Origin of the sequence: Pseudomonas sp. KB_12 (assembly GCF_052114545.1) — a bacterium.
GTDB lineage: Bacteria > Pseudomonadota > Gammaproteobacteria > Pseudomonadales > Pseudomonadaceae > Aquipseudomonas > Aquipseudomonas brassicacearum.
The window spans coordinates 1-24,079 of sequence record NZ_JBFREY010000005.1 but is presented as its reverse complement, the minus strand read 5'-3'; the positions used below and the strand labels follow the sequence as shown (position 1 = coordinate 24,079).

16 protein-coding genes and 1 pseudogene are annotated in these 24,079 nt (G+C 62.8%); 9 read left to right on the top strand and 8 right to left on the bottom strand.

What is annotated here, in order from left to right; all coding sequences use genetic code 11:
- Positions 1–32: 32 nt before the first annotated feature.
- From ampD to AB4Z20_RS04170, 4 genes and pseudogenes are all read left to right on the top strand, one after another.
- Positions 33–593, top strand: coding sequence for a 1,6-anhydro-N-acetylmuramyl-L-alanine amidase AmpD (ampD, locus tag AB4Z20_RS04185; protein WP_253471567.1), 561 nt, complete (start codon positions 33–35; stop codon positions 591–593).
- Positions 590–1,426 (top strand): regulatory signaling modulator protein AmpE, encoded by an 837-nt coding sequence (gene ampE, locus AB4Z20_RS04180; protein WP_214512224.1) that lies wholly within the window; start codon positions 590–592, stop codon positions 1,424–1,426. Before ampD ends, ampE begins: the two co-directional genes overlap by 4 nt.
- A gap of 370 nt (positions 1,427–1,796) precedes the next feature.
- Positions 1,797–2,888, top strand: a pseudogene (locus AB4Z20_RS04175) (methyl-accepting chemotaxis protein); the annotation flags it as partial.
- Positions 2,865–3,794, top strand: coding sequence for a methyl-accepting chemotaxis protein (locus AB4Z20_RS04170; RefSeq protein ID WP_371103557.1), 930 nt, complete (start codon positions 2,865–2,867; stop codon positions 3,792–3,794). The pseudogene AB4Z20_RS04175 and the gene AB4Z20_RS04170, both read left to right, overlap by 24 nt.
- A gap of 120 nt (positions 3,795–3,914) precedes the next feature.
- Here AB4Z20_RS04170 and AB4Z20_RS04165 read toward each other — a convergent pair whose 3' ends face one another.
- Positions 3,915–4,691, bottom strand: a complete 777-nt coding sequence (locus AB4Z20_RS04165; protein ID WP_320389898.1) for a TatD family hydrolase — start codon at positions 4,689–4,691, stop codon at positions 3,915–3,917.
- 20 nt (positions 4,692–4,711) lie between these two features.
- Entirely contained in the window at positions 4,712–5,707 is a 996-nt protein-coding gene (cra, locus tag AB4Z20_RS04160) for a catabolite repressor/activator (protein ID WP_253471576.1), read from the bottom strand.
- Between the two features lie 288 nt (positions 5,708–5,995).
- Here cra and ptsP point away from each other — a divergent pair, with 288 nt between their 5' ends.
- The 4 genes from ptsP to AB4Z20_RS04140 all read left to right on the top strand — a co-directional run bounded on the left by ptsP (position 5,996) and on the right by AB4Z20_RS04140 (position 13,292).
- Entirely contained in the window at positions 5,996–8,860 is a 2,865-nt protein-coding gene (gene ptsP / locus AB4Z20_RS04155) for a phosphoenolpyruvate--protein phosphotransferase (protein ID WP_442089368.1), read from the top strand.
- A complete protein-coding gene (pfkB, locus tag AB4Z20_RS04150) occupies positions 8,860–9,801 on the top strand; it encodes a 1-phosphofructokinase (protein ID WP_253471580.1) in 942 nt (313 codons plus the stop codon). Before ptsP ends, pfkB begins: the two co-directional genes overlap by 1 nt.
- Before the next feature lie 14 nt (positions 9,802–9,815).
- The gene (locus AB4Z20_RS04145; protein ID WP_253471582.1) at positions 9,816–11,558 is read left to right on the top strand and encodes a PTS fructose-like transporter subunit IIB; all 1,743 of its coding nucleotides are present in this window, start codon (positions 9,816–9,818) and stop codon (positions 11,556–11,558) included.
- Positions 11,559–11,750: 192 nt separating this feature from the next.
- Positions 11,751–13,292: an alkaline phosphatase D family protein gene (locus tag AB4Z20_RS04140; protein ID WP_253471585.1), complete on the top strand. Its 1,542-nt coding sequence runs from the start codon at positions 11,751–11,753 to the stop codon at positions 13,290–13,292.
- A gap of 153 nt (positions 13,293–13,445) precedes the next feature.
- On the opposite strand, the gene AB4Z20_RS04135 is transcribed toward AB4Z20_RS04140, so the two are convergent.
- The 6 genes from AB4Z20_RS04135 to AB4Z20_RS04110 form a co-directional block, all read right to left on the bottom strand.
- Complete coding sequence (locus AB4Z20_RS04135; protein WP_442089430.1) at positions 13,446–15,971, bottom strand: PepSY domain-containing protein; 2,526 nt, start codon at positions 15,969–15,971, stop codon at positions 13,446–13,448.
- A 743-nt stretch (positions 15,972–16,714) separates the two neighbouring features.
- On the bottom strand, positions 16,715–17,878 hold the full coding sequence (locus tag AB4Z20_RS04130; RefSeq protein ID WP_018611340.1) for a type III PLP-dependent enzyme: 1,164 nt from the start codon (positions 17,876–17,878) through the stop codon (positions 16,715–16,717).
- Positions 17,879–18,363: 485 nt separating this feature from the next.
- Positions 18,364–19,521 (bottom strand): osmoprotectant ABC transporter ATP-binding protein OsmV, encoded by a 1,158-nt coding sequence (locus tag AB4Z20_RS04125; RefSeq protein ID WP_442089367.1) that lies wholly within the window; start codon positions 19,519–19,521, stop codon positions 18,364–18,366.
- The gene (locus AB4Z20_RS04120) at positions 19,518–20,171 is read right to left on the bottom strand and encodes an ABC transporter permease (protein WP_024616353.1); all 654 of its coding nucleotides are present in this window, start codon (positions 20,169–20,171) and stop codon (positions 19,518–19,520) included. Before AB4Z20_RS04120 ends, AB4Z20_RS04125 begins: the two co-directional genes overlap by 4 nt.
- A gap of 15 nt (positions 20,172–20,186) precedes the next feature.
- Positions 20,187–21,089 carry a glycine betaine ABC transporter substrate-binding protein gene (locus AB4Z20_RS04115; protein ID WP_253471589.1) on the bottom strand — a complete coding sequence of 301 codons (903 nt, stop codon included), beginning with the start codon at positions 21,087–21,089 and terminating at the stop codon, positions 20,187–20,189.
- A 25-nt stretch (positions 21,090–21,114) separates the two neighbouring features.
- Positions 21,115–21,831, bottom strand: coding sequence for an ABC transporter permease (locus AB4Z20_RS04110; RefSeq protein WP_018611332.1), 717 nt, complete (start codon positions 21,829–21,831; stop codon positions 21,115–21,117).
- A gap of 332 nt (positions 21,832–22,163) precedes the next feature.
- Here AB4Z20_RS04110 and AB4Z20_RS04105 point away from each other — a divergent pair, with 332 nt between their 5' ends.
- Entirely contained in the window at positions 22,164–23,747 is a 1,584-nt protein-coding gene (locus AB4Z20_RS04105) for a peptide chain release factor 3 (RefSeq protein WP_253471594.1), read from the top strand.
- The last annotated feature ends 332 nt before the right edge of the window (positions 23,748–24,079 follow it).

Sequence of the window (24,079 nt, the reverse complement as noted above, 5' to 3'; positions counted from 1 at the left end):
CGGCATTCACCGTCGTCATCGAAGGAACCTGTATGCAGTTGGACTCCGCGAGCGGTTGGTGCGAGGGGGTGCGTCATTGCCCATCGCCCAACTTCAATGCGCGCCCCGAAGGCGAAATCTCCCTGCTGGTGATCCACAACATCAGCCTGCCACCGGCACAATTCGCCACGGGCAAGGTGCAGGAATTCTTCCAGAATCGTCTGGATGTCACGGAACATCCCTACTTTGCCGGTATCGCCGACCTGCGCGTCTCCGCGCATTTTCTGATCGAGCGTGACGGTACCGTGACCCAGTTTGTCTCTTGTCTGGATCGCGCCTGGCATGCGGGTGTCTCGTGCTTCGAGGGGCGTGAGACCTGTAATGATTTTTCCCTGGGCATCGAGCTTGAGGGCACGGATGATCTGCCGTTCACCGACGCGCAATATGTCGCACTGGTGGACCTGACCCGGCAGTTGCAAGCGGCGTTCAGGGCGATCACTGTGCAGCGTATCTGCGGGCACAGCGACATCGCACCGGGGCGCAAGACCGATCCGGGGCCGGCATTCGACTGGGTGCGCTATCGCGCGGCCCTGACAGAAGGGGAAGGACAATGAGTTTTCTGGTGTTGCTGCTGGCCGTCTGGATCGAGAAGTTCTCGGCCTTGCGCCAGCGGGTCCAGCGCGACGGCGGTTGGCTGCATGAGCTGAACAAGCTCGAGGCGAGCCCACGTTGGGTCAACCGGCCCTGGCTGGTGCTGACGGTGCTGGTTTTACTGCCCGTGGCGCTGCTGGCGTTGCTGCTGTGGGTGCTGGAGCCGGTGGCCTACGGTCTGTTGGCGCTGCCGGTGCATTTGCTGGTGGTGATCTACAGCCTGGGGCGCGGTGATCTGCTGGCCGGCCTCGGGCCGTTTCGCGACGCGTGGCGTCGGGAAGACCTGCAAGCGGCGGCCCATGTCGCCAAGCGCGACCTGGACATTGAAGCCAATGACGGTGAGCAGTTGCTGGAGCGGGTCCAGGGGCATTTGTTGTGGCAGGCCTACCAGAGCTTCTTTGCGGTGATTTTCTGGTACTTCGTGTTGGGCCCGGTCGCCGCCCTGAGTTATCGGCTGCTGGCGCTGGCTGCCGAGCACAGCCAGAACCCCGGCGTGGCCGAGCGGGCCGCGCAAATGCGCCATGCCTTCGATTGGGTGCCGGTGCGGTTGCTGGCGGCGAGCTTCGCCCTGGTGGGCAATTTCGTCGCGGTCAGCCGGGTCATGCTGCATGAGCTGCTGAACTGGAACATCAGCGCCGCCGACCTTATCGACAAGGTCGGCCTGGTGGCAGGCGAGATCCCCCGGCCCGTCGCCGGACCGGACGGCATCAACAGCCTGGACCGTCTCTGGGAATTGCTGCTGCGTGCGGCGGTACTCTGGTATGCCGGTTTTGCGTTGTGGACGGTGTTGGCCTGATCAACGTAAGCAAGGTTGTGGCCAGGCGCTTTTGTGGCGAGGGAGCTTGCTCCCGCTCGGCTCTGTAGGAGCTGGCGAAGCCTGCGATCTTTTGATCTTTTGATCTTCTGATTTTTCGCTTGAGATTCAAGTGTCTGGGGAAAGATCGCAGCCTCGTTGCACTCGACAGCTCCTACACAGCTCCTACACAGCTCCTACACAGCTCCTACACCGTTAACCTTAAGTTACAAATCTCCCCGCCAATTTAGGCTATACAACAGCAGCGCCCGAATAGTGGCTTTCTGCTGTCTCCGTGCGCGAGCTCATAACAATAAGAACACTACCGGGAGACTTCCTTGTGAAGAGTTTGCTCTGGCCCGCCGTCGCGCTGATGAACCGCCTGAGCTTCGGCATGAAGTTCAGCCTGATCAGCGTGCTGTTCCTGCTGCCAATGCTGGTGACCAACTTCTTTCTGGTGCGCGATTCCTATCGGGAATTCCAGGGCACGCAAATGGAGCTGCAAAGCCTCGACCTGTTGGGCAGCAGCCTGGTCCTGCGTCGGGACCTGGAAACCCTCAATAACCTGGTGCAGATCAACGCCAGCCTGGGCCAGTCCGGCAAGGCCGGTGATGTCGAGGCGAAGATCGGCAGCCTGGAACAACAGGTCCTCGCGCGGCTGCAAGGCATGACCCCCGTAGTCATCGAGCCCGAGCAGGTCAGTGCCTTCGAGGCCAAGCGCGACGAGATGATCGGTGCTTTCAAGACCCAGCAGGCCGAAAGCTCCCTGCAGAGCAAAAGTGCGCTGATCGGCAAGTTGCTCAACAACGCCCAGATGTTCAGCCAGATCATCGCCAGCCAGGCGGGGCTGAGTCGCGACAACCAGAGCGACATCCGTCAGCTCAGCGAATTGATCATCGGCACGACCCCCAAGGTCACCCAGATTCTTGGTGAGGGCCGGGCGCTGGGCGCGTCCTCGTTGGGGCTGGGGTTTCTCAATTCGGCGTCGAGCACCCGCTTCGACGAGTTGCTGGCGCAGATCGAAAAGCTCCAGGGTGAATATGACTTGAAACTGCAGGATGCCTTGGGTTCCAGCAAGGCCGCCGGGCAGGCCCTTGCCGATCAGGCCAATGGCAGCAAGGGCACCCTCAAGAAGGCCAGTGAACTGATTGAAGAGCAGGTGGTGATGGCCGACACGCTCGATGCGCCATGGCCAGCGTTTTATGAGCACGTCAGCGGCCTGATGGAGCAGACCTACCGGCTGAACGAGGCGACCCAGGGCTTTCTTGGTGTGCAGTTGCAGCAGCGTCTGGAGCAGAACCGCAGCCACATGGTGCTGCAAGCCGTGGCGCTGGTGCTGGTGTTCCTGTTGATTTTTTACCTGTACGCCGGTTTCTACGCCTCGACCCGCACCACGCTCCAACACCTGGGGCAGATGATGGACAAGGTGGCGGCGGGCGACATGACGGTCAATTTTGTTGCTCGCAGCAAGGATGAGCTGGGCGAATTGGGTGAAGTGTTCAACGGTACGGTGGCGAAGATCCATGACCTGATCGAACAGGTCGGCCGCACCGTTGCCGAAGTCGAACGCCAGGCCGGGCAGGTGGAAACGGTATCGGCCCAGAGCAACCAGGCCGTCGCCGGCCAGCGCAGCCAGATCGAACTGGTGGCCACGGCTATGAACCAGATGTCGGCCACGGCTCAGGAAGTGGCTCGCAGTGCCGCTGCGGCGGTGAGCAGTGCCCACAGCGTGAACGACGAGACCCTCAGCGGGCGCGGGCTGGTGGAATCCCAGCAGGGCAGCATCGCCCGCTTGGCCAGTGAGATCGATCAGTCGGTGCAGGTGATCAATCAACTGGCGACCGACAGCCAGGCCATCAGTCGCGTGCTGGATGTGATCAAGAGCATCGCCGAGCAGACCAACCTGCTCGCCCTCAACGCCGCCATCGAAGCAGCCCGGGCCGGTGAGCAGGGGCGCGGCTTTGCGGTGGTGGCCGACGAGGTGCGGACCCTGGCCAAGCGAACCCAGCAATCGACCGAAGAAATCGAAGCGATGATCACCCGCCTGCACGGTGGTGTCGGCGCGGCGGTCAAGGCGATGGGCACCAGCCATGAGATGGCCAGCGGTACGGTCAGCCAATCGGAAAAGGTCCAGCAGGCCCTGGAAAATATCCTCGGTGCCGTCGGCATGATCGTCGACCAGAACCAGCAGATCGCCGCCGCGGTAGAGCAGCAGACGGCGGTGGCCCATGACATCGACCAGAACATCGTCGAGATCAACCGCGCCGGCGAACGCACCGCCGAAGGCGCCCACCAGACCGAAGACGCCAGCCGCGAACTGTCCGCCCAGGTGGTGCAGCTCAAGCAGTTGATCAATGCGTTTCGGGTGTGATTTTTAAGGTCCACCACCGACCCAATGTGGGAGCGAGCTTGCTCGCGATAGCGGTTTGTCAGGCAACCTATTTGTCGACTGATGGAACGCTATCGCGAGCAAGCTCGCTCCCACAAGGGATCACCAGTTGAACAGTTCGCGGGTGTTGCGGGTACTGGCCTCGGCCAAGCGTTCTGGGCTGATACCCATGATCCCGGCCAGCGCCTCACAAATCGCCGGCAAATGCGCCGGGCTGTTACGTTGGCCGGGGAACATCGCCGGGGCCATGTCCGGGGAGTCGGTTTCCAGCACCACCGCGTCCAGCGGCAATTGCGCCAGCACCCGGTGCATGCGCAAGGCCTGGGGCCAGGTCGCGGCACCGCCCAGGCCGAGTTTGAAGCCGAGCTTGATGTACTCGCGGGCCTCTTCGAAACTGCCGGCGAAGGCGTGAATGATCCCTGCGCGTTTGGAGCCCATGGGCTTGAGCGTCGCGATCACGTCGGCATGGCTGCGGCGCACATGGATCAGCGCTGGCAGTTCGAACTCCACCGCCAGTTGCAACTGTGCTTCAAACAGCGCCTGCTGGCGTTCGCGGTCCAGGGTGGGGATGTAGTAATCCAGGCCGATTTCCCCCACGGCACATAATTGCCGGTGTCCGGCCAGGCGGCTCAGCCACTCGCGCAGTAGCGCCACGTCGTCGGGTCGGTGCTGATCGAGATACACCGGGTGCAGGCCCAGTGCGGCATGCAGGTCCGGGTCGCTTTGCACCAGGTCCCAGACCCGCTGCCAGTTGTCCCGGTAAACGCCCAGTACCACCATTTGCCGCACGCCCGCGGCGCGGCTTTCGGCCAGCAGTGCCGGGCGGTCCGCGTCAAAATCCGGAAAATCCAGGTGGGTGTGGGTATCGATCAACTCCATGCATCAATCCTGAAAAAGCTTCAGCCCTGGTGAATACGCTGCTTGAACGTCCGCGCGATGGCCTGCACGCCTGGTTGGTAGTCATCGTTTTCGATGGCCGCCAGGGCCAGTTCCAGGGCTTTGTCGGCGATCAGTTGGTGCTGCTGGGACATGGCATTGACCGGCAGCGGCAGGAAGTCCAGCAACTGCGTGTCACCAAACGTGCCCAGGCGCAACGGCCGCGACTTGAGCGGGAAATCGTGCAGGGCGTCGAACACCCCTTGCAGCAGCACGTAGGACGTGGTGATCAGCGCATCGGGCAGATGTCCCAGGCGCGCGAGCATTTCCTCCATCAACTGGCGGCCGCATTCACGGCTGAACGACTCGCCATGCTCGATCAATACCTGGCCCTCGAACCCGGCCAAGGCCTCGCGAAAGCCGGCGGTCCGTTCCTGGCTGATGCTCAACTCGGGACGGGCGCTGATCAGCGCGATTTGCCGAGGGTGGGTCTCCAACAGGCTGCGCGTCAGTTGCAGGCTGGCCTGGCGGTCGTCGCTGATCACCGAGCAGAAATGCGCCGGCTCCATCACCCGGTCGATGGCGATGATCGGAATGCCCTTGGCCTGCAACTGCAGGTAGCTGTCGTCGCCGGCCGGCAGGCAACTGGCGACGATCAGTGCATCGCAGCGCCGGGCGCGGAACAACTGCAACAGTTGCCGTTCGCTGTCAGGTGCGTCGTCGGAACTGGCGATCAGCAGCTGATAGCCTCGCGCCCGTGCCCCTTGCTCCAGCAGCTTGGCGATGCGTGCGTAACTGGGGTTTTCCAGGTCAGGCAGGATGAAGCCCAGGGTACGGGTGTGGCGACTGCGCAGCCCGGCGGCCTGGGGATTGGGCGTGAAGCCGTGTTCCTGGACCACCGCTCGCACCCGTTCGACGGTGGCGCTGCTGATGCGTTGCTGTTCGGCCTTGCCGTTGATGACATAGCTGGCGGTGGTCACGGACACACCGGCCAGTTGGGCAATATCACTGAGTTTCAACCCGGTTTTCCTTGTTTTTTCGAGTTAGCCCCGACGATAAGGGCCATCCTACCCGATTCAAGCCGACGGTCACCGTCCAAGCGCTTACGACAAGTTGCACTTCAAGGATGAGAGATTATCGAGTAACGTGCCAATCTTTCTAGATTAAACGTTTCAGCAAGCGTATTTTCAAGGCTAGCAGCATTTTTGGCCCTTCTGCCGTGATCACGCCAAAAATCATCCTGCAACGCTAAGCTGATTCATTCAAAACAATACCTGGCGCCGACCGGACGCCAAAAAGGAGAAAGCATGCTCGAGCTCACTCTAGAGCAGATATCCATGGCTCAGACGGCTGTGGATAAAGACGCTGCACTGCAACTGCTCGCCGACAAACTGGTGGCCGATGGCTTGGTGGCTGAGGGTTACCTCGCCGGCTTGCAGGCTCGCGAAGCCCAGGGCTCGACCTTTCTTGGCCAAGGTATTGCCATCCCCCACGGCACCCCGCAGACCCGCGACCTGGTTCATTCGACCGGTGTGCGCCTGCTGCAATTTCCCGAGGGTGTGGATTGGGGTGATGGCCAGATCGTCTACCTGGCGATCGGTATCGCGGCCAAGTCCGACGAACACCTGCGCCTGCTGCAACTGCTGACCCGCGCCCTCGGCGAGACTGACCTGGGCCAGGCCTTGCGCCGTGCCGGTTCCGCCGAAGCGCTGCTGAAGCTGCTGCAAGGCGCGCCGCAGGAACTGGCGCTGGATGCCCAGATGATCGGCCTCGGTGTGTCGGCTGACGATTTTGAAGAGCTGGTATGGCGCGGCGCCCGTCTGTTGCGCCAAGCCGATTGCGTGAGCAATGGCTTTGCCGGGGTGTTGCAGCAAGTCGATGCGCTGCCCCTGGGCGATGGCTTGTGGTGGCTGCACAGCGAACAGACCGTCAAGCGTCCGGGCCTGGCGTTCGTCACGCCGGACAAGCCCATCCGTTACCTGGGCCAACCGTTGAGCGGGCTGTTCTGCCTCGCCAGCCTCGGCGAAGCTCACCAGGCCTTGCTGGAAAGGCTCTGCGCCTTGCTGATCGAAGGCCGCGGCCACGAACTGGGTCGCGCCACCAGCAGCCGCAAGGTGCTGGAAGTGCTCGGCGGCGAATTGCCCGCCGATTGGCCCAGCGCGCGCATCGGCCTGGCCAATGCCCATGGCCTGCATGCACGCCCGGCGAAAATCCTCGCTCAGTTGGCGAAGAGTTTCGAAGGCGAGATCCGCGTGCGTATCGTCGACGGCCAGGACAGCGCCGTGTCGGCCAAGAGTCTGAGTAAGCTGTTGAGCCTGGGCGCCCGTCGCGGCCAGGTCCTGGAGTTCATCGCCGAACCGAGCATTGCCGCCGATGCGTTGCCGGCACTGTTGACGGCCATCGAAGAAGGCCTTGGCGAAGAAGTCGAACCGCTGCCGCCACCGAGTGCGCCGCGGGAAACCGTGATGGCCGAAGTGGCGACTGTCGTGTTGGCGCCCGAATCTGGCAGCCTGATCCAGGCCGTCGCTGCCGCCCCGGGCATCGCCATCGGCCCGGCCCACATCCAGGTATTGCAGGCTATCGACTACCCGTTGCGCGGTGAATCGGCGGCCATCGAGCGCGAGCGCCTGCAAAACGCCTTGAGCCAGGTGCGCCGCGATATCCAAGGCCTGATTGAACGCGCCAAGGCCAAGGCCATCCGCGAAATCTTCATCACCCACCAGGAAATGCTCGACGACCCGGAACTGAGCGACGAAGTCGACACTCGCTTGAAGCTGGGCGAGAGTGCGCAAGCGGCGTGGATGGGGGTGGTTGAAGCCGCCGCGAAAGAACAGGAAGCCTTGCAGGACGCCTTGCTGGCCGAACGTGCCGCCGATCTGCGAGATGTCGGCCGTCGTGTGCTGGCGCAACTGTGCGGCGTCGAAACCCCGAACGAACCCGATCAACCCTACATCCTGGTGATGGACGAAGTCGGTCCGTCCGACGTGGCCCGCCTGGACCCGACGCGGGTGGCGGGGATTCTCACCGCCCGTGGCGGCGCCACCGCCCACAGCGCCATTGTCGCTCGGGCCCTGGGCATTCCGGCGCTGGTGGGCGCCGGTGAGGCGGTGTTGCTGCTGGCGCCGGGCACGTCCTTGTTGCTGGATGGCCAGCGCGGTCGCCTGCACGTGGACCCTGACGCCGTCACTTTGCAACGGGCTGCTGAAGAGCGCGATACCCGCGAGCAGCGCCTCAAGGTCGCCGCCGAGCAGCGCCACGAACCGGCGGTGACCCGTGACGGTCATGCCGTGGAAGTGTTTGCCAACATTGGCGAAAGCGCCGGCGTCGCCAGCGCGGTGGAGCAGGGTGCCGAAGGCATTGGCCTGTTGCGCACCGAACTGATTTTCATGGCCCACACCCAGGCGCCGGACGAAGCGACCCAGGAAGCCGAATACCGCAAGGTGCTCGACGGCCTGGCCGGTCGACCGCTGGTGGTGCGCACCCTCGATGTCGGCGGCGACAAGCCGCTGCCGTACTGGCCGATCGCGAAAGAAGAAAACCCGTTCCTCGGCGTGCGTGGCATTCGCCTGACCTTGCAGCGTCCGCAGGTCATGGAAGCACAACTGCGTGCCCTGTTGCGCTCGGCGGACAACCGTCCGTTGCGGATCATGTTCCCGATGGTGGGCAGTGTCGATGAGTGGCGCCAGGCCCGGGACATGACCGAGCGCCTGCGCCGGGAAATTCCCGTGGCAGACCTGCAACTGGGGATCATGATCGAAGTACCGTCCGCCGCGTTGCTCGCGCCGGTGCTCGCCAAGGAAGTCGACTTCTTCAGCGTCGGCACCAACGACCTGACGCAATACACCCTGGCGATCGACCGTGGTCACCCGACCCTTTCGGCCCAGGCCGATGGCTTGCACCCGGCGGTGCTGCAACTGATCGACATCACCGTGCGCGCCGCCCATGCCCATGGCAAATGGGTCGGTGTGTGTGGCGAACTGGCGGCCGACCCACTGGCGGTGCCGGTGCTGGTGGGCCTGGGCGTGGACGAACTGAGTGTCTCGGCCCGCAGCATTGCCGAGGTCAAGGCGCGGGTCCGCGAATTGAGCCTGGCACAAGTACAAACCCTGGCCCAAGAGGCCTTGGCCGTGGGCAGCGCCGATGACGTGCGCGCATTAGTGGAGGCGCTGTAATGGCGAAGATTCTTACCCTGACCCTCAACCCGGCGCTCGACCTCACGGTGGAGTTGGCGCGCCTGGAGCCGGGCCAGGTCAACCGCAGCGACGGCATGCACGCCCACGCCGCCGGCAAGGGCGTGAACGTGGCCCAGGTGTTGGCCGATCTCGGCCATACGCTGACGGTCAGTGGTTTTCTGGGCGAAGACAATGCCCAGGTATTCGAGACGCTGTTTGCCCAGCGTGGTTTTGTCGATGCTTTTATCCGCGTTCCCGGTGAAACTCGCAGCAATATCAAACTGGCTGAGCAGGACGGCCGCATCACTGACCTCAACGGCCCGGGCCCGGTGGTTGATGACGCCGCACAGCACGCCTTGCTGGCGCGCCTTGAGCAAATCGCCCCTGGTCACGACGTGGTTGTGGTAGCGGGCAGCTTGCCTCGGGGCGTCAGCCCGCAGTGGTTGCAGGCCTTGATCACGCGCTTGAAAACACTCGGCCTGAACGTAGCCCTCGACACCAGTGGCGAAGCCTTGCGCGTCGCCCTGGCGGCGGGGCCGTGGCTGATCAAGCCCAACACCGAGGAGCTGGCCGACGCGCTGGGTTGCGAGGTGGTGAGCGAAGCGGCCCAGGCGCAAGCGGCGCAGCGCCTGCATGCCCAGGGCGTCGAACATGTGGTGATTTCCCACGGCGCCGATGGCGTGAACTGGTTCAGTGTCGGTGCGGCGCTGCATGCCTCGCCACCCAAGGTCAGCGTCGCCAGCACTGTGGGCGCCGGGGATTCGCTGCTGGCGGGCATGCTGCACGGCCTGCTCAGCGCCGACACCCCGGAACAGACGTTGCGCACCGCCACGGCCATCGCCGCCATGGCGGTCACGCAGATCGGTTTTGGCATCCACGACACCGCGTTGCTGGCGTCGCTTGAACAGGGCGTGCGCGTGCGCCCCCTGACAGAACAATAAGAGGGTTAGCAAGAATGAAACTAGCCATTGTGACGGCCTGCCCCAACGGCATGGTCACCAGTGTGTTGTGCGCCCGCCTGCTGGACGCCGCGGCGCAGCGCCAGGGTTGGAGCACCAGTGTTGAAGTCCACGACGCGGCCCACCCGGAACGCCAGTTGTCGGCGGCGACCCTCGAAGCGGCCGAGTGGGTCTTGCTGGTTGCCAGCGGCCCGGTGGACATGTCGCGGTTCGTTGGCAAACGCCTGTTCCGCAGCACCCCGGCCCTGGCCCTGCAAGACGTCGATTCGGTGCTGCGCCGCGGCGCCGAAGAGGCCGAGGTTCTGCTCGCCTCGGATGTCGTGGAGGAGGCCCCCGCGGTGTCGACCGAGCGTGCGCCGCGCCTGGTTGCCATCACCGCATGCCCAACGGGTGTTGCCCATACCTTCATGGCCGCCGAAGCATTGCAGCAGGCGGCGAAGAAGCTCGGCTACGAGCTGCAAGTGGAAACCCAGGGTTCGGTGGGGGCGCGCAATCCGTTGAGCGCCGAGGCCATCGCCGAGGCGGACGTGGTGCTGCTGGCGACTGACATCGAAGTCGCCACCGAGCGTTTTGCCGGCAAGAAGATCTACCGCTGCAGCACGGGCATCGCCTTGAAACAGGCCGAAGCGACGCTGAACAAAGCGCTGGTCGAAGGTCGTCAGGAAAGCGCGTCGAGCGGTGCCAGCGCCCCGGCCAAGTCGGAGAAGACTGGTGTCTACAAGCACCTGCTGACGGGCGTGTCGTTCATGCTGCCGATGGTGGTGGCCGGCGGTCTGTTGATCGCCTTGTCGTTTGTATTCGGCATCACCGCCTTCAAGGAACCCGGCACGCTGGCGGCCGCGCTGATGCAGATCGGCGGCGACACCGCGTTCAAATTGATGGTGCCGCTGCTGGCCGGCTACATCGCCTATTCCATCGCCGACCGTCCGGGCCTGGCGCCGGGGATGATCGGCGGGATGTTGGCGAGCACGCTGGGCGCCGGCTTCATTGGCGGGATCATCGCCGGTTTCCTGGCCGGTTACGTGGCCAAGGCGATCAACCGCTACGCGCGCCTGCCCCAGAGCCTGGAAGCGCTCAAGCCGATCCTGATCATCCCGCTGCTGGCGAGCCTGGTCACCGGCCTGGTGATGATCTACATCGTCGGCAAACCGGTGGCGGGCATGCTCGAAGGCCTGACCCATTTCCTCGACAGCATGGGCACCACCAATGCGATCCTGCTGGGTGTGCTGCTGGGGGCGATGATGTGCGTCGACCTCGGTGGGCCGATCAACAAGGCCGCCTACGCGTTTTCGGTGGGGCTGCTGGCTTCCCAGAGTTATGCACCGATGGCCGCGACCATGGCCGCTGGCATGGTGCCGCCGATTGGCCTGGGCATCGCCACCTTCATCGCCCGGCGAAAATTCGCCCAGACCGAGCGCGAGGCCGGTAAAGCCGCGCTGGTGCTGGGGCTGTGCTTCATTTCCGAAGGCGCGATTCCGTTCGCGGCCAAGGACCCGCTGCGGGTGATCCCGGCCAGCATCGCTGGCGGCGCGCTGACCGGTGCGCTGTCGATGTACTTCGGCTGCAAGCTCATGGCCCCCCACGGCGGCCTGTTCGTGATGCTGATCCCCAACGCCATCAACCATGCGCTGTTGTACCTGCTGGCGATCGTGGCGGGGAGCCTGCTGACGGGGGTGGCGTATGCGCTGCTCAAGCGGCCTGAGGTGGTAGAGATGGCGTTGGAGCCGGCCAAGGCCTGACCAACCCTGTTCTCCCCCTGTGGGAGCGAGCTTGCTCGCGATAGCGGTGTATCAGTCGACAAATAGGTTGCCTGACACCCTGCCATCGCGAGCAAGCTCGCTCCCACAGTGGTTTTTGGGGGGGCATAAAATTCCTGTCACACCCACTTCACAGAGCCATGCTTAAGTTTTCCCATTTCAAGGGAGAACACCATGAGCGAATTCGACCTGGGCCGCCGCCGTGTGATGCAAGCCGTGGGGGCGGGGTTGTTGTTGCCGGGGCTGGCGCCGGCGGTGATGGCTTCGGTCAAGGATCGGCCGGTGCTCACCGACGGTGTGCAATCGGGCGACTTGCAGGGCGACCGGGCGATGATCTGGAGCCGCAGCGACCGTCCGGCGCGGATGGTGGTGGAGTGGGACACCCGCAGCCAATTCAGCAATCCGCGGCGCTTCGTCTCGCCCATGGCCGACGCCCGCAGTGATTTCACTGCCCGGGTCGAACTCGCCGGGCTGCCGCCCGACCAAGCAATTTTCTACCGGGTGCATTTCGAAGACGCCCAGAGCGGTGTCGCCAGCGAACCCTGGCTCGGCCACCTGCGCAGCGTGCCGCAGTTCAAGCGCAACATCCGGTTTGTCTGGAGCGGCGACACCGTCGGCCAGGGCTTCGGCATCAACCCGGATATTGGCGGCATGCGCATCTACGAAGCCATGCGCCTGCGCCTGCCGGACTTTTTTATCCACAGCGGCGACACCATCTACGCCGACGGCCCGGTGCCGGCGCAAATCACCGCCGAGGGTGGACGGGTCTGGCGCAACCTCACCACCGAAGCCAAGAGCAAGGTTGCCGAGACCCTGGATGAGTATCGCGGCAACTATCGCTACAACCTGATGGATGAAAACGTCCGTCGCTTCAACGCCGAAGTGCCGCAGATCTGGCAGTGGGACGACCATGAGGTGGTCAACAACTGGTCGCCGGGCAAGCAACTGGACGAGCGCTACCAGACCAAGGATATCCACAGCCTCGTGGGGCGTGCGCGACAGGCCTGGCTGGAATACGCGCCGATGCGCCTGCAAAAGGCCGACGGCGGCGGGCGGATCTACCGCAAGCTCGGTTACGGGCCGCTGCTGGATGTGTTCGTGCTGGATATGCGCAGCTACCGCGAAGCCAACGACGCCAACCTCGGCGCGGCCAAACCGTTCCTGGGGCGTGAGCAGTTGAATTGGCTCAAGCGCGAATTGAAGCAGTCCCGTGCCCAATGGAAAGTCATCGCCGCCGACATGCCCATTGGCCTGGGTGTGCCGGATGGCGAAGTCAGCCCCGGCGTGCCGCGTTGGGAAGCGGTCGCCAACGGTGACCCGGGCGCGGCCCAGGGGCGTGAAGTGGAGATCGCCGAACTGCTTGGGTACCTGCGCAAGCATCAGGTGCGCAACTACGTCTGGCTCACCGCCGACGTCCACTATTGCGCCGCCCATCATTACCACCCCGAACACGCCGCGTTCCAGGATTTCGAACCGTTCTGGGAGTTCGTCGCCGGGCCATTGAACGCCGGCAGCTTCGGGCCCAATGCCTTGGACAAGACCTTCGGCCCCGAAGTGGTGTTCCAGAAAGCCCCGCCGGCCCAGAACACCTCGCCGTTTGCCGGGTATCAGTTCTTTGGCGAGGTGAACATCGACGGGCCAAGCGGGGAGATGAGCGTGGTGTTGCGGGACCTGGAAGGCGTGGCGGTGTTCGAGAAGAAGTTGCAGCCGGTTTGACTGTCAGTCGCGTCAGGAACCTCTGTGGGAAAAGCCTCTGTGGGAGCAAAGCTTGCTCGCGATAACGGTACATCTGTCAATAAATGGCTGACTGAAAGTCCGCTATCGCGAGCAAGCTTTGCTCCCACAAGGGGTACTTAAAATGGGTGTCTGTCAGTAGACATCCCGCCGATACCGCCCCTGCTCGATCAGCCGCTCCACTTCCTCGCGTCCCAGCACGTTGTTGAGCACGTGATCCACCCCGGATGCCATGCCCTGCAAGCTGCCGCAGACGTAGATCACCGCGCCGTCGGCCAGCCATTGCTTGAGCAGCGCGGCCGATTCCAGCAGGCGGTCCTGGACGTAGACTTTCTGCTCCTGATCCCGGGAGAAGGCCAGGTCCAGGCGTTCCAGGTCGCCTGAGGTCACCCATTCCTGCAGCTCATCGCGGCAGTGGAAATCGTGTTCGCGGTTGCGCTCGCCAAACAGCAGCCAGTTGCGCTGCATGCCCTCGGTGACGCGCGCCTTGAGCAGGCTGCGCAGGCCGGCCAGGCCAGTGCCGTTGCCCAGCAGGATCATCGGCACACCCTGGGCCGGCAGGTGGAAGCTGCTGTTGCGGCGCAGCCGCAGGCTGACGGCGCTGCCCAGTGGTGCGTGTTCGGTCAGCCAGCCGGAACCGATGCCCAGGCTGCCGTCGGCGTGACGTTCCTGGCGCACGATCAGTTCCAGCACGCCGTCGGCCGGGATCGAGGCGATGGAGTACTCGCGTATCGCCAACGGTGCCAGGGCATCCACCAGTGCCTGGGCATGCAGGCCGACCAGATGGGCGCGGTTTTCCGGGAGTTGGCGGTTCGCCAGGGCCTGGTCGAGGCTCTGGGACAGGCCATCGACCTGCACGCGCGCATGCCCGGAGAGGCCGAGCCCGTCGAGGAAATGCTCGATGGCCAACAGGTCATTGCGCGGCAGGATTTCCACCAGGTCACCGGCCAGCCAACTGCTCGGGCCGGGGGCGGTGAAGCCCAGCAGGTATACCCCCGAGCCGCTGCTGTCGGGGTTGAGCAGGGTGCGTTGGCTGAGGGTCCAGTTTTCGAAGCTTGGCGCCTGCCAAGTGTCCAACGGGGCTTGGCCGGTCAGCTCCGCCAATTGTTGTTGCCAGTGACGCAGGGCGTAAGGGTCGCCGCTGTCCACTTCCACCGGCGCGAACAGGGTCTTGCCGCCGTGTTCCGCCAGCCAGGCGTGCAGGCGCCGGGCGAAGCCGCAGAAGTGTTCATATTGCCGGTCGCCCAGGCCCAGCACCGAATACTGCAGGCGTTCCAGGCTCAGGGCCTGGCCCAGCACCTTGCGTTCGAAACCGCGGGCACTGTCCGGCCCTTCGCCGTCGCCAAAGGTGCTGACGACAAACAGCGCATGGGTGGCGTCGTTCAGGTCCTGCTCACGCACACCGGCCAGTGGCTGGACCTTCACGGGCAAGCCGGCGGCCTGGAGTTGGCCGGCGGTCTGCCAGGCCAGTCGCTCGGCGAAACCGCTTTGGCTGGCGAAGCCGATCAGCCAGGCCGGCGCATTGCCCGGGTTGGCGATGAGGGCCTGGCGGGCGTTTCTGACGTGGCGCTTCTTGCGGCGGCGATCCAGGTACAGCAACCAGCCGGTGATGAAGAACAGCGGCATGGTCAGCGCGGCGACGGTCATCAGGATCCGTCCGACCAGGCCGAAGTAACTGCCGACGTGCAGGGCATAGACACTGGTCAGCAACTGCGCCTTGAGGCTCTTGTCGCTGTAGCGGCTGTGCCGGCTGATGACGCCGGTGGCCGGGTCGAGGGTGAGCTGGTTCAGCGCCCGGTCGTGCGGCGAGTTTTTCAGCAGGTAGAACACGGTCGCCGGTTGCCCGGCCACGGGCGGCATGCGCACGTTATAGGCCGACAGCCCCGGGCCGGCGGCGCTGTAGATGCTGCTCCACATGGCCCGGTAATCGGCCGCGGGCAGTGGGCCGCTCGGCGCCGGGCCGCGATTGCGCACTCGTTCCTCTTTCGGCGAATCGGAGAGCAGGCGGGTCACGCCTTTGTTGTACCACTCGTAGGACCAGGTCAGCCCCGTCAGGGCCGCCAGCAGATAGAACGCCAGGCACCAGGTGCCCGCCACCGAGTGCAGGTCCCAATTGAAGCTCCGACCTTTTTTCCCCCAGTCGAGGGTCAGCCAGGCGCGCCAGCTTTTCCATTGGCGCGGCCAGCGCAGGTACAGCCCGGATAGGCAGAAAAACACCAGGATCAGCGTGCAGGCACCGGTGATTTGCCGACCGACATCATCCAGGGTCAGGACGCGGTGCAACCTGAGCATAAAGCCGAAGAAGTCCTGGCCCGTCACATCGCCCATGAACTGCGCGTTGTAAGGGTTGAAATAGCGCATGGCGCCACGTTTTTCCCCAGGCGGCGCCGCAAAGATCACCCGCGCGGCATTGCCGCTGTCAGTCTCGACCCAGAGCATGGCGACGGTCTTGCCGGAGGTGGCCTCGATCTGTTCCACCAGTTCGGCAGGCGGCAGGACGCCGGCCGGCTGCTTCTCGACCATCAGCACCTGCGGGTTCAAGGCCCGCAGGATTTCATCCTGGAACGACACCACCGCCCCGGTAACGCCCATCAACGCCAGGACCAGCCCGGCACTGATGCCGAAAAACCAGTGCAACTGGAACAGGGTTTTCTTCAACACGTCGCTCGCCTTGTTCATTTACTGTTCATCACGGCGTGCATTATGCCGTGTGTTATCGAGAAGCATTCATAAACACACCCAAAAGCCTCGATCATTTGCATGAGCGGACCTTTTGCCCGCCCCCGGCGACGAAATCCTGTGGGAGCGAGTTTGCTCGCGAAGAGGCCGGCACATCCAACATCTTCATTGACTGGGACACCGCTATCGCGAGCAAGCTCGCTCCCACATTGGATCTTCAGTAGACACAATATTTGTGTGCATCCAGAGCCCCCCAGTGGGAGCGAGCTTGCTCGCGAAGGGGTCGGTACATCCAACATCTTCATTGACTGAGCCACCGCTATCGCGAGCAAGCTTTGCTCCCACAGGCCCAGCTCAAACATATCTGATGGGTGTACGACCAGAAGAACCAGGTCGGCTACTAGGCCGCCTCGCGGTGGACGTTGATCTCGGGCGCCCCGTTAACCACGCTGGCTGAACGGAGCAATGCCGGAGTGAGGGCATGCCGAGCCTTAGCGAGGCACCGAGTGGTGGGGCAGAAGCGCTTTGGTTACTTTCGACTGGGCCGGCTTCCGGGCTTTTCGAAAGTGACCCGCTGTAAGAGCGGAACCATAAGCAGCCGTTACCTAAATAACGGATCTACACACCAACCCATCAAAAAAAACGGCGCTTTCCATTTCTGAAAAAAGCGCCGTTTTTTATTACGCAACAGGGTAAGAGCTATGGAGGTTCAAGCCCCAAACACATCACACGTAAAACGATTTCAGCGGCGGAAAGCCATTGAATTCCACCGCGCTATAGCTAGTGGTATAGGCCCCGGTCGACAGCCAATACAGGCGATCCCCAATGGCCAGATTCAACGGCAACCCGTACTTGTAGTTTTCATACATGATGTCAGCGCTGTCACAGGTAGGCCCGGCGATGACCACTTCTTCCATCTCGCCTTTCTTCTCGGTCCAGATCGGAAACTTGATGGCTTCGTCCATGGTTTCGATCAGGCCGGAGAACTTGCCCACATCCGTGTACACCCAACGCTCGACGGCGGTACGGGACTTGCGCGCCACCAGCACCACTTCGCTGACCAGGATACCGGCGTTGGCGATCAACGAACGGCCCGGCTCCAGGATGATTTCCGGCAGGTCGTCGCCGAAGTCTTCCTTGAGGAAGCGGATGATTTCCTCGGCGTAGGTTTCCAGGCTGTTGGTGCGGGTGATGTAGTTGGCCGGGAAGCCGCCACCCATGTTGATCAGCTTCAGGACGATGCCGTCTTCTTCCTTCAGACGCTCGAAGATCACCTTGACCTTGGCGATGGCCGCGTCCCAGACGCTGATGTCGCGCTGTTGCGAGCCGACGTGGAACGAAATGCCGTACGGCACCAGGCCCAGGTCGCGGGCCAGGATCAGCAGGTCCATGGCCATGTCGGTCTGGCAGCCGAACTTGCGCGACAACGGCCAGTCAGCGGTGGTCGAGCCTTCGGTGAGGATCCGTACATAGACTTTCGAGCCCGGCGCGGCCTTGGCGATGTTGCGCAGGTCGGCTTCGGAGTCGGTGGCATACAGGCGCACGCCCTTCTCGTAGAAGTAGCGAATGTCGCGGGATTTCTTGATGGTGTTGCCGTAGCTGATCTGGTCCGGGCCGACGCCACGGCTCATGACCTTATCCAGCTCATAGATCGAGGCGATGTCGAAGTTCGAGCCTTTATCCTTGAGCAGGTCGATGATTTCCACCGCCGGGTTGGCCTTGACGGCGTAGTAGACCTTGGCGAATTCGAAACCGGCGCGCAGGTCGTCATAGGCCTTGGAGATCATCGCGGTGTCGATCACCACGAACGGGGTTTCCTGCTTGTCGGCGAACGCTTTCATTTTCTGGAAGGTTTCGCGCGCGAAATAATCTTCGACCTGGATCGACATACTTGGGACTCCTACTGGCAAACATCAGGATCAATGGGTGTGAGGGCAAGCAGCCCTCGTGAACGTCCTCCGTATCCCCACTTTGGTTCGCCTACTTCCCAAGGCATGTCGCCGAAAGCAAAAAGGCCATGGGATGCGTGATTCCCTTGGCCTTGCTGTCTCGTCGTCAGTACTTGAGCCGGATGGATCGTTTCCAGCATGGACGTTCGGCGCGAACTTTAGGGCGTGAGGGGCCTGAGATCAACTAAAAATGTCGCGTTTTTGCACACATCCGTCGTGCGGCCCGCGACAGCTCATGATGTAACCGACCTGCGTGACAGATTGATGTTCCCTTGGATTGGTATTCGACCTTGCTCAATATGGCTTTTGCCTTTGTGGCGAGGGAGCTTGCTCCCGCTTGAGTGCGAAGCGCTCATCGCTTTTTTGGGGCCGCTGCGCGACCCAGCGGGAGCAAGCTCCCTCGCCACAAAAGCAGTCGTGGCCGATCAGGCCAACGCAGTCTCGGCCGGCGAGACAATACTGGTCTTGCCCCCGCGCGAACGTCCGGAGCTCAGGTACTCGGCAATCGATTCCTGGGTCACTTCCCCGAGGAATACCCGTTCGGCGTCCAGCACCGGCAGCCACGAGCGGTTGAACTCGTACATGCGCGACAGCAGGATCCGCAAATGTTCGTCATAGGCAGCGGTGGCGTTGAATTCGCGCAGGTATTGGCTGCAGGTGCCGGTCTGGCGGTGCAGGTCGCGACGGCGCACATACCCCAGGGCCTTGTTCTCGGCACAGGTGACCACCACGTAGCGACGGTCATGTTCGTCCATCAACTCCAGCGCCTCACCCACTGGCGTCTCGGGGCTGACCGACGGAGCGTTGTCCGCCGCGTCTTCGGCCTTGACCAGCAGCAGGCGCTTGAGCGTGCTGTCCTGGCCGACGAAGCTGCTGACGAACTCGTCGGCCGGATGGGCCAGCAGCGTGTCCGGGTGATCGAACTGGACCAGCTTGCCTGCGCGGAAGATCGCAATCTTGTCCCCCAGCTTGATCGCTTCGTCGATGTCGTGGCTGACCATGATCACGGTCTTGTTCAGCGCCCGTTGCATCTCGAAGAACTCGTTCTGGATCATCTCGCGGTTGATCGGGTCCACCGCGCCGAAGGGTTCGTCCATCAGCAGCAGCGGCGCATCGGCCGCCAGGGCCCGGATCACGCCGATCCGTTGCTGTTGGCCACCGGACAGTTCACGGGGGTAGCGATGCAGGTACTGCTTGGGTTCGAGCTTGATCATGCTCATCAGCTCGCGGGCGCGGTCGTGGCATTTCTGCTTGTCCCAGCCGAGCAGTCGTGGGACTACGGTGATGTTTTCCTCGATGGTCATGTTCGGGAACAGGCCGATCTGCTGGATCACATAGCCGATGTTGCGGCGCAGGGTCACTTCGTCCAGGCCGGTGGTGTCCTCGCCGTTGATCAACACCTTGCCCGAAGTGGGCGGGATCAGGCGATTGATCATCTTCAGCGTGGTGCTTTTGCCACAGCCCGACGGCCCGAGGAACACGCAGATCTCGCCTTCGTTGACGGTCAGGTTCACCGAGTCCACGGCCTTGACGTCTTTGCCGTTGCTCTTGAAGGTTTTGCTGAGGTTTTGAAGTTCGATCATTTCAATAATCCTTTAGGGGTCAGCGAGCGTTGCAGCCATTGCAGAAGCAGGTCGGCGAAGATGGCCAGGAGGCTGACCAGCACGGCGCCGACGATCAGCATCGACATGTCGCTGCGGCTGATGGAAGCGAGGATGAGCACGCCCAGGCCACCGGCGCCGATGGTGGCGGCGATGGTCATGACGCCGATGTTCATGACCACGGCGGTGCGCACGCCGGCCAGGATCACCGGCACGGCGATGGGCAGTTCGACCATGCGCAGGCGCTGGCCGAAGGTCATGCCAATGCCACGGGCGGCCTCACGGATGCCCGGTTCGACGCCGGTCAAGGCCAGGTAGGTGTTGCGCATGATCGGCAACAGCGAATAGAGAAACACCGCGGTGATCGCCGGCATCGGGCCCAGGCCTTGGCCGAACTTGGAATAGAACGGCAACAGCAGGCCGAACAGCGCAATCGACGGAATCGTCAGCAGCACCGTGGCGCTGGCCTGCAATGGGCCGGCGAGCGTCGGGAAGCGGGTCATGAAGATGCCCAGCGGCACACCGACAACAATTGCCAGGGTCACGGCGATGCCCACCAGGGTGATGTGCTGCCAGGTCAGGTGCAGTACCAGCGGCCAGTCCAGATGGGAAAAGGCGTCAAGAAAATCCATGGCTTTTCCTCCAGGTCATTGGGTTGAGAGCAGCGAATGCTGGCGCAGGAAATCGGCGGCAACGGTGGAAGGGCTTTCGTGGTTGACGTCCACGCGGGCGTTGAGCTGGCGCATGGTTTCATCGTCGAACAGCTCGGCCAGGGGCTTGAGTTGCGCGGCCAGTTGCGGGTGCGCGTCGAGGTACGCCTGGCGCACCACCGGCGCGGCGGTGTAGTCGGGGAAGTAATGCTTATCGTCTTCCAGCAACTTCAGCTTGAACGCGTTCAACCGGCCGTCGGTGGTGTACACCAGGCCGGCGAATACCTGGCCGTTGCGCAGGGCGGTGTAGACCAGGCCCGCGTCCATCTGCCGGATGTTCTTGCGGGTCAGGTTCATGCCGTACTGCTCGACCATGCCCGCCAGGCCGTCGGAGCGGTTGGCGAACTCGGTGTCCAGGGCCACCAGATGATTGTCATCGGCTTCGGCCTGCAGCACCGTGTTCAACTGGCTGATGCTGTTGATCTGCGGGTACTGGCGGGCGATTTTTTCCGGCAGGGCCAGGGCGTAGGTGTTGCTGAATTTCGACGGTGTCAGCCAGACCAGGCCTTTTTTCGCGTCGAGTTCTTTCACCCGGGCGTAGGACTGGGCACTGTCGAGTTTTTCCGTGACGTGGTTGTAGGCCACCAGCGACACGCCGGTGTATTCCCAGAGCATGTCCAGTTGCCCGGTTTCATGGGCGCTGCGGGCCAGGTTGCTGCCCAGGCCGCCGGTGATTTGCGCGTCGTAGCCCTTGCTGCGCAGGTATTGCGCGGTGATTTCCGCCAGCAGCGTCTGTTCGGTGAACACCCGGGCGCCGAGGCGGATCAGCGGTTTTTCAGCGGCTTGGGCGAATCCTGCGAACAGCAGGACACAGCCCAGTATCAAGCTCAACTTCTTCATAAACGATTTCCTTTATCCAGCCGGCTTATGACGGTCGCAGACCGCGTTCCAGCCAGAGGCGGCTGGCCAGTGTCACCAGGCCGTCGAGCAGCAGCGCCAGCAGGGCGGTGCAGGCCGCGCCGAGCAACAGCTGCGGCTGGTTGTTCAAGGCGATGCCGGGGAATATCAGGCTGCCGAGGCTGTTGGCGCCGATCAGGAACGCCAGCGGCGCGGTGCCGACGTTGATCGCCAGGGCCACGCGCACGCCACCGACGATGATCGGCACGGCGTTGGGCAATTCGACTTTCCACAGCACCTGGCGCGGGGTCATGCCGATGCCGACGGCGGCTTCCTTGAGGGAACCCTGGACGTTTTTCAGGCCTTCATAGGTATTGCGCACGATGGGCAACAGCGAGGCCAGGAACAGGGCGAAGATGGCGGGCCCGCTGCCGATGCCCAGGATGCCCAGGGCGATGGCCAGCACGGCCAGGGGCGGCACGGTGTTGCCGATGTTGAACACTTGCATGAAGCGTTCGGCGCGCCCGACCAGGCCGGGGCGGCTGAGGGCGATGCCGGCAGGGATGCCCACGAGCAGGGCCGCCAGCATGGAGGCCAGGACAAGCAGCAGGTGCGCTTGCAGGTAGAACAGCAGATCGTCGTGGTAGCGTTGGATCGTATCGATGCCGATCCAGTGGACCAACAGGGCCAGGAGCGCGACGACGACCGCACCCCCGATAAGCCCTTTGCCATAGCGGATAGCCACAGGCGGACTCCTTTGTCTTTCAGTCGGCGCACGCGTTCCCGGGCGGCAAACCATCACTGGTTGCCGGGAAAACGTTCGCGAGAAGCAGCTCTTTTCCATACCGGTAAAACGGCAGGTAAATCGAGCCATGAGCGCAGCCTCGTCAGGCTAACTTGCTGATTTTTCAGCCCCTGACGAATAGCCGTAACAGGGGGGTGGACGCCTCCACGCGGCAAAAGGTTCCCATGCCAGGGAAGATCTGGCCACCCTGGATGTGCTCAACGGTTCGGTTCCTGGCACAAGTTGAGCTATAATCGCCGCCCTTTTTTGAATCACCTGCCAGGCGATTTCCCATGACCAAACAGGCCGCCGAAGTCGCGAAACGCCGCACTTTCGCCATTATTTCCCACCCCGATGCCGGTAAGACCACCATCACCGAGAAGCTCTTGCTGATGGGCAAGGCGATTGCGGTCGCCGGCACGGTGAAATCTCGCAAATCCGACCGCCATGCCACCTCCGACTGGATGGAAATGGAAAAACAACGGGGTATTTCCATTACCACGTCGGTCATGCAGTTCCCGTATCGCGATCACATGGTCAACCTGCTCGACACCCCGGGCCACGAAGACTTCTCCGAAGACACCTACCGCACCCTGACGGCAGTGGACTCGGCGCTGATGGTCCTCGACGGCGGTAAAGGCGTCGAGCCACGGACCATCGCGCTGATGGACGTCTGCCGCCTGCGGGACACACCGATTGTCAGCTTCATCAACAAACTCGACCGCGACATCCGCGACCCGATCGAACTGCTCGACGAGATCGAAGCGGTCCTGAAGATCAAGGCCGCGCCGATCACCTGGCCGATCGGTTGCTACCGCGACTTCAAGGGCGTGTACCACCTGGCCGACGACTACATCATCGTCTACACCGCCGGTCACGGGCACGAGCGCACCGACGTCAAGATCATCGAGAAGCTCGATTCCGACGAGGCTCGCGCGCACCTGGGCGACGAGTACGACCGCTTCGTCGACCAGTTGGAACTGGTGCAGGGCGCCTGCCATGAGTTCAACCAGCAGGAGTTCCTCGACGGCCAACTGACCCCGGTGTTCTTCGGTACCGCCCTGGGCAACTTCGGCGTGGACCATGTGCTCGACGCCGTGGTCGATTGGGCCCCGCGCCCGCTGGCCCGTGTCGCCAACGAGCGCACCGTGGAACCGGTGGAAGAGAAGTTCTCGGGTTTCGTGTTCAAGATCCAGGCGAACATGGACCCCAAGCACCGCGACCGCATCGCCTTCATGCGCATCTGTTCCGGCAAATACGAAAAAGGCATGAAGATGCGCCATGTGCGCACCGGCAAGGACGTGCGCATCGGCGACGCCTTGACCTTCTTCTCCTCGGAACGCGAGCAACTGGAAGAAGCCTTTGCTGGCGACATCATCGGCCTGCATAACCACGGCACCATCCAGATCGGCGACACCTTCACCGAAGGCGAAGCCCTGGGCTTTACCGGCATCCCGCACTTCGCCCCGGAACTGTTCCGCCGCGTGCGCCTGAAGGACCCGCTCAAGTCCAAGCAACTGCGCCAGGGCCTCCAGCAACTGGCCGAAGAAGGCGCCACCCAGGTGTTCTTCCCGACCCGCAGCAACGACATCATCCTCGGTGCGGTCGGTGTGCTGCAGTTCGACGTCGTCGCCAGCCGCTTGAAAGAGGAATACAAGGTCGAGTGCTCCTACGAGCCGATCACCGTGTACTCCGCTCGTTGGATCGAATGCGACGACAAGAAGAAACTCGAGGAATTCTCCAACAAAGCCGTGGAAAACCTCGCGCTCGATGGCGGCGGTCACCTGACCTACCTGGCCCCGACCCGAGTCAACCTGGCGCTGATGGAAGAGCGCTGGCCGGACGTGAAATTCCGCGCGACGCGTGAGCATCACTAAGCATCAAGCGTGACCCATTGTGGGAGCGAGCTTGCTCGCGAAGCGGTGGGTCAGCTTGCGTCGATGTTGGATGTGCCACCGTCATCGCGAGCAAGCTCGCTCCCACACTGGATCTTCAGAGAACAGAAAATTTGTGTTCGGCACAGATTCTCTGTGGGAGCGAGCCTGCTCGCGATGGCGGCATGAGCTGGTCTAATAGTCCCGGACACCTCAATAGGTGAAACTACACCTATTGAGGAATATTCCATGACCAAGAAGTACAGAAAATTCGACGCCGCTTTCAAGCTAAGAGTCTGCAAGATGATTGTTGACCAGGGCCTGAGCGTGAACTC

Coding starts and splice junctions, on each gene's coding strand:
- ampD (WP_253471567.1), top strand. CDS start 33: ATGCAGTTGGACTCCGCGAGCGGTTGGTGCGAGGGGGTGCGTCATTGC.
- pfkB (WP_253471580.1), top strand. CDS start 8,860: ATGGCGAAGATTCTTACCCTGACCCTCAACCCGGCGCTCGACCTCACG.
- AB4Z20_RS04130 (WP_018611340.1), bottom strand. CDS start 17,878: ATGTCGATCCAGGTCGAAGATTATTTCGCGCGCGAAACCTTCCAGAAA.
- AB4Z20_RS04125 (WP_442089367.1), bottom strand. CDS start 19,521: ATGATCGAACTTCAAAACCTCAGCAAAACCTTCAAGAGCAACGGCAAA.
- AB4Z20_RS04140 (WP_253471585.1), top strand. CDS start 11,751: ATGAGCGAATTCGACCTGGGCCGCCGCCGTGTGATGCAAGCCGTGGGG.
- AB4Z20_RS04105 (WP_253471594.1), top strand. CDS start 22,164: ATGACCAAACAGGCCGCCGAAGTCGCGAAACGCCGCACTTTCGCCATT.
- AB4Z20_RS04165 (WP_320389898.1), bottom strand. CDS start 4,691: ATGGAGTTGATCGATACCCACACCCACCTGGATTTTCCGGATTTTGAC.
- AB4Z20_RS04115 (WP_253471589.1), bottom strand. CDS start 21,089: ATGAAGAAGTTGAGCTTGATACTGGGCTGTGTCCTGCTGTTCGCAGGA.
- AB4Z20_RS04170 (WP_371103557.1), top strand. CDS start 2,865: ATGACGGTCAATTTTGTTGCTCGCAGCAAGGATGAGCTGGGCGAATTG.
- ampE (WP_214512224.1), top strand. CDS start 590: ATGAGTTTTCTGGTGTTGCTGCTGGCCGTCTGGATCGAGAAGTTCTCG.
- AB4Z20_RS04120 (WP_024616353.1), bottom strand. CDS start 20,171: ATGGATTTTCTTGACGCCTTTTCCCATCTGGACTGGCCGCTGGTACTG.
- AB4Z20_RS04145 (WP_253471582.1), top strand. CDS start 9,816: ATGAAACTAGCCATTGTGACGGCCTGCCCCAACGGCATGGTCACCAGT.
- ptsP (WP_442089368.1), top strand. CDS start 5,996: ATGCTCGAGCTCACTCTAGAGCAGATATCCATGGCTCAGACGGCTGTG.